The 5,556-nt window shown below is 53.3% G+C and carries 2 protein-coding genes; one reads left to right on the top strand and one right to left on the bottom strand.

Annotation, left to right across the window (positions count from 1 at the left end; all coding sequences use genetic code 11):
* Window positions 1–91: 91 nt before the first annotated feature.
* Window positions 92–904 (bottom strand): response regulator transcription factor, encoded by an 813-nt coding sequence (locus tag Q4563_RS15380; RefSeq protein WP_303605075.1) that lies wholly within the window; start codon window positions 902–904, stop codon window positions 92–94.
* 176 nt (window positions 905–1,080) lie between these two features.
* Between Q4563_RS15380 and Q4563_RS15375 the strand changes: the two genes are divergently transcribed.
* The coding region (locus Q4563_RS15375; RefSeq protein ID WP_303605074.1) for a beta strand repeat-containing protein at window positions 1,081–5,556 on the top strand (4,476 nt) is incomplete at its 3' end.

The following is a 5,556-nucleotide window of genomic DNA, read 5'->3' as shown; positions in this document are numbered from 1 at the left end:
TTCCGCATTCCGCATTCCGCATTCCGCATTCCGCATTCCGCATTCCGCATTCCGCATTCCGCATTCCGCATTCCGCACCTCAAAAATCTATTCAATCTTGCCCCAGCCACAATGCCATCAAGCCCGCGCGGCCATTAACATCGAACTTGCGATATATATTGGAGACGTAAGAGTGCACCGTGTTGTAACTTATTTCCAGTTTACGGGCGATTTCTCGTTCGCTGCTGCTGGTGAGTAGTTGTTGCAAAACTCGCCGCTCGCTTGGGGTTATTGCCCCTGTGCTGATTTGAAGTCCATGCGACAGAGCTACCTGCCTTTGAAACCAGCCTAAGCTGCGCAATAAAGTCGCGGCTAATTGACAGTCGTGTTGGCTAAACATCGGTTGTCCCGTCACCCGGTCAACGGAAAAATAACACTCCATATCCTCATTTAATGGTGTTACCACATACAAGCGATCGGTGACGCCATTTTGAGCTTTTTTCTCAAGATAGTAAGGCGATTGGTACCAGTTATCATCGACAATATCGCTCAGCCGGTAAGCTCTAAAACTACCTGCCATACGCACATGAGTTGTCAAGGAGGGGTCGGGCGTTTGGGTACGTATTTTTGCCAGCATTTTTTTACTATAAGAGTCATCAGAGGGTTCGCTGTCCAGTCTATGGCTGATACGCGGGCGCCATCCCAGCAATGGGTCATTGGGTTCGTGCGTATTAATCCGCAGGGCTCCCACCCAAAAGGCGCTTGTGCCATTGACCAGCCGGCACAGTTCTTCCAGTAAGTAATTGAGGGCCTTATCGCTATCGGCGGCATCAAATTGTACGAGAGTGTCCCACACATTAGTCATCTCTGGTGTTGCTGGTAATAATCGAGGCTGGGTAGCGGTGAGTAAAGTGGACTGAGGCATATTTAGGGCTGATAATTGTGGCATGAGGGTAATAGTTCGTATTATATAGAAATGTATCTAAGTCACTTATTAAAGAGGCGTGGTATTTTTATACCCTCTAATTAGAGGGTACCGTCTTTGCTCGCTGATTGCGATAATTGCTAACTAATACACACCTTAAATCATCGGATTGACACATGAATATGCATCAAGCACCTTGGGGCAAGTTAAAACGTAATTCACTGACATTGGCAATAGTCGCGCTTAGCAGTGGGGTTTATGGTGCCCCCGATGGCGGTGTGGTCATCGACGGCAATGCCAACATCCACCGCTACGGCAACATGACCGATATCAACCAGCACAGCCAGAACACCACCATCGTGTGGGACAGCTTTGATATCGACGCCAGCGAAATCGTTAACTTCCTGCAGCCGAACGACACCTCTATTGCGCTCAACCGCGTGTTCAGCGCCGACGGTACGCAAATCAACGGCCAGCTGAACGCCAACGGCCGCGTATTTGTGATGGACGCCAACGGCGTCTTGTTCGGTCAAAATGCCAGCGTCAATGTCGGCTCGCTGGTGGCCTCTACGTTGGACGTGTCGCACACCGACTATACCCACTTTACCTTTAGCGGCAATGGCGCCCCCGCCTCGGTATTAAACTTAGGCGAAATTACCGCTGCCGACACAGGTGCGGTAGCGCTTTTAGGTGGGCAAGTCAGTAACCGCGGTGTCATTCAGGCCAAGCTGGGCAACGTGGCACTGGCTGCGGGCAATCAAATTACCCTCGATTTTGCCGGCGATGGTCTGCTGAATGTACAAGTGGACCAAGCCGCGCTGAACGCTTTGGCGGAAAACCACGGTCTGATTCAGGCCGACGGCGGCCAGGTACTCATGACTGCCCACGCCAGCGACGCGCTCTTGCAAACCGTGGTCAACAACACCGGCGTGATAGAAGCGCAAACCCTGCAGGAGCAAGACGGCAAAATTTTACTGCTGGGCGGCATGACGTCTGAGACGGGTGGCACTGTGCGTGTCGGCGGTACGCTGGATGCTTCTGCCCCCGAAAGTGGAGACGGCGGCTTTATTGAAACCTCTGGCAGCATTGTCAAAGTCGCGGCCAACGCCACGCTCGACACCTCAAGCGCAACCGGCAGTGCCGGCACCTGGCTGCTGGACCCAACCAACCTGGAAATCAGCTACAGCGAAACGGGCGGCAACGACGGTGTTAGCCATGTGCACACCCAGGCCCTGCAAAATTCGCTGGAAGGCGGCAACGTCATTCTGGTAACCGCCGATGCCGGTGGCCAGGCGGGCGATATCACCATTGCCGACCCGATTATCTGGACCAGCGCCAACACCCTAACGCTGGATGCCGACGGCGGCATAGCCTTTAACGACTATCTGCACGCGCCAGCGGGCGGCCTGACCCTTAATGCCGTGGGCAACATCACCACCGGCGCCGAGGGCCATATTAACGTTGACACCTTTACCTTAAACAGCGGTAACTTTTCGCAAATTTCAGCCACCCTGCCCACCTTTATGGCCGATGATTTTGTGATTAACGGTGGCACCTTTACCCGTGCCACAGGTGGTGATGGTACCGGTAGCCCGCTGCAAATTGCCGATGTGTATGGCCTGCAAGGGTTAGACACAACCCCAACGCTTGATGCTGTTTTAATGAACGACATTGATGCCGCAACAACCGTTAACTGGAATGGCGGCGAAGGGTTTAGCCCGATAGGCGATGATGTAACGAATTATACCGGAGCCTTTGACGGTGCAGGTTTTAGTGTAAATGATTTAACCATTAATCGCCCAGCTGAACCCGAGGTTGGCCTCTTTAGTTATTTGGGTGTTGCAGCGGCGGTGTCTGACTTAGCTTTACACAATGTGGCGATAACAGGTGATAACCAAGTCGGTGGTTTGGCGGGTTGGAATTATGGAAGTATTACCACAAGCTATGCCACGGGCGCGGTGGACGGCAATGTCCATGTCGGTGGTTTGGTGGGTTTGAATTCTGGAAGCATTACCACAAGCTATGCTACGGGCACTGTGGACGGCAATGTCGATGTCGGTGGTTTGGTGGGGAGGAATGTTGACAGCATTACCGAAAGTTATGCCACGGGCAGGGTGGATGGCGTTACCAATGTCGGTGGTTTGGTGGGGCTCAATTTTGTCAGTGTCACTGACAGCTACTGGGACAGCTTTACCAGTAACCAGGGGGCGGCTATTGGTCAAGATTTCAATGCTCAAGTGGTTACCGAGGTCGTCGGTAACTGGGCGGGCGCAGTAGACGCCTATAATGAAATCACCTACGCAGGTCTAGACTTTACCGACGACTGGTTTATCGCCGAAGGCAGCTCTCGGCCTATGCTGCGCGCCTTTTTGGATGGCGGCAATATCTCCAACCTCTACCAACTGCAAGGTATGGCCGCAGACTTAGGCGGTACTTACACCCTTCTCAACGATATTGACGCCTCGGCCACGGCCTCAACCGATAATGCCGATGTTTGGGGCGGGCGCGGTTTTGCGCCTGTGGGTACCTGGGTAGGTGATTGCAGTCTGTGCTTTACCGGTAATCTGGATGGCCAAGGTTTTGTGATTGACGGCCTGACCATCGACCGGCCCGACCAGAATTATGTGGGCTTATTTGGCAGGGTTCAGAGCGCGGCCTCTACCATTGAAAACATAGGTTTGACCAATGTTAATGTTGAAGGACAAGGTTATGTCGGAGGTATAGCGGGACGCGCTGTAGGCAACAGCGGCAACTTTATTCTGAGTAATGTATTTGCCGAAGGCTCGGTTACCGGCTCTGCGGATAGAATAGGCGGGCTTGTTGGCTACTTAGGTGGGGCTAGTGGCGGTAACGGCTCCATTGTGCAAAGTTACGCAGCGGTGGACGTTACCAGTGCGGGATCGAGGGTGGGTGGTTTGGTAGGCGAGTCTAACGGTTCGATCCAAACCAGCTACGCTACAGGTTCGGTAGAGGGTTGGCAATTTGTCGGGGGTTTAGTTGGGGCGTTGGTCAATGGCAGCATCACCGACAGCTATGCTACGGGCGCTGTTAACGCCACAGTTGATCAGGCTGGCGGATTGGTTGGTGTATTGTCCTATGGTTCAGTTAGCCGTAGTTGGGCCAGTGGTGCAGTAACTGCCACGTCTGGGCCTACCGGTGGATTAATAGGCCAGTATAACGGGATCGGGTCTCTGGCAGGTAATTATTGGGACAGCGAAACTACAGGCCAACCCAACGCTGCCCCAGGAGGTGATCTCAGCGCAACAGAGGTGAACGGTAACTGGGCGACTCTGGTTCCCGGCGATTCTGCCTACAGCGCTGATAACTACACCGGTTTTGATTTTACCAACACCTGGTTTATTGCCGAGGGCAGCTCTCGGCCGATGCTGCGCGCCCATCTCTCGGGTGGCGGTGAAATTCACAACCTCTACGACCTGCAAGGCATGGCTGCTGATTTAAGTGGCAGCTATACCCTGATGGATGATATCGATGCCTCGGCCACCGCTTCGACCAATAATGCCGATGTCTGGGGTGGTCGCGGCTTTGCGCCGGTTGGATGGCACGTTGATAACACAGACAACGAACACTTTACCGGCAGTCTCGACGGCAATGGTTTCACTATTTCACAGCTCACGATAAATCGAGCAGATCAAAACTACGTTGGGCTGCTGGGCTATACAGATGGTTCGACGCTTATTGATGTAGTGGTTACTGAAGCGGATGTGACAGGCAATGATTGGACCGGTGTCTTAGCGGGTTTAAACAATGGCGCGATTAATGGTATCGAAGTCGCAGGACAAACTGGTGGCAATGACTATGTCGGCGGTATTACCGGTTGGAATAGTGCTGCCGATATTCAAAACAGCGGCTCTAACGTCACTGTAACAGGTGTGGGTTATGTCGGCGGTATAGCCGGTTTTAACGCAGGCACTATCGAGACAAGTTACGCTGCAGGTGACCTTCAGGGGGAAACTCTGGTTGGTGGCTTGGTGGGTGATAATTTTTCCTCTGTCACGAACAGTTATGCCTCGGGTAATGTGGATGGCGTTAATACAGCGGAGAATATCGGTGGTTTGGTGGGCCGAAACACCTTCGGTGGTTCAGTGGCACAAAGCTATGCAACAGGTATGGCCACAGGAACGACAAATGTAGGTGGTCTGGTTGGTGAGAATACGGCACTTTCTACGATTGCCAACAGTTTCTGGGACAGTAGTAACGCCGTAGGTGCTGGCTCTAATGCCGGTACCATCGATGCCAATAGTGTCGGCCTCACCACCACCGAGTTTATGGAATTGGCGTCTTTTACCGGCTGGGACATCGATGCTGAGGGTGGCACAGGCGCGGTTTGGCGTATTTACGAAGGCCAATCTACTCCGCTCTTGCGCTCCTTCCTCACTGAAATCGATGTCATCGCTTACGACGACTACAAAGTCTACGACGGCGCGGCCTACGATGGCCTGCACGATATTAACGCGACAACCGGTGCCGGTGTGCGCTACGGCACCAACTACGCCGAGTTCGTCTCGGTGTTTGGCGAAAACGGCACGCCTTACGGCTCGGACGACATTAACAGCGCCGATTTAGAATACAGCGGCGACTCGCAGGGCGCGGTGAATGTCGGCACCTACGATCTTACCCCGAGCGAGCTGTGG

The organism is Gilvimarinus sp. 1_MG-2023 (assembly GCF_030548285.1).
The sequence above is the reverse complement of the archived record's forward strand: the minus strand, read 5'-3'. Positions and strand labels throughout refer to the sequence as shown.

Excerpts from the sequence above, each read along its gene's own strand:
- Q4563_RS15380 (WP_303605075.1), bottom strand. The coding sequence starts at position 904 with ATGCCTCAGTCCACTTTACTCACCGCTACCCAGCCTCGATTATTACCA.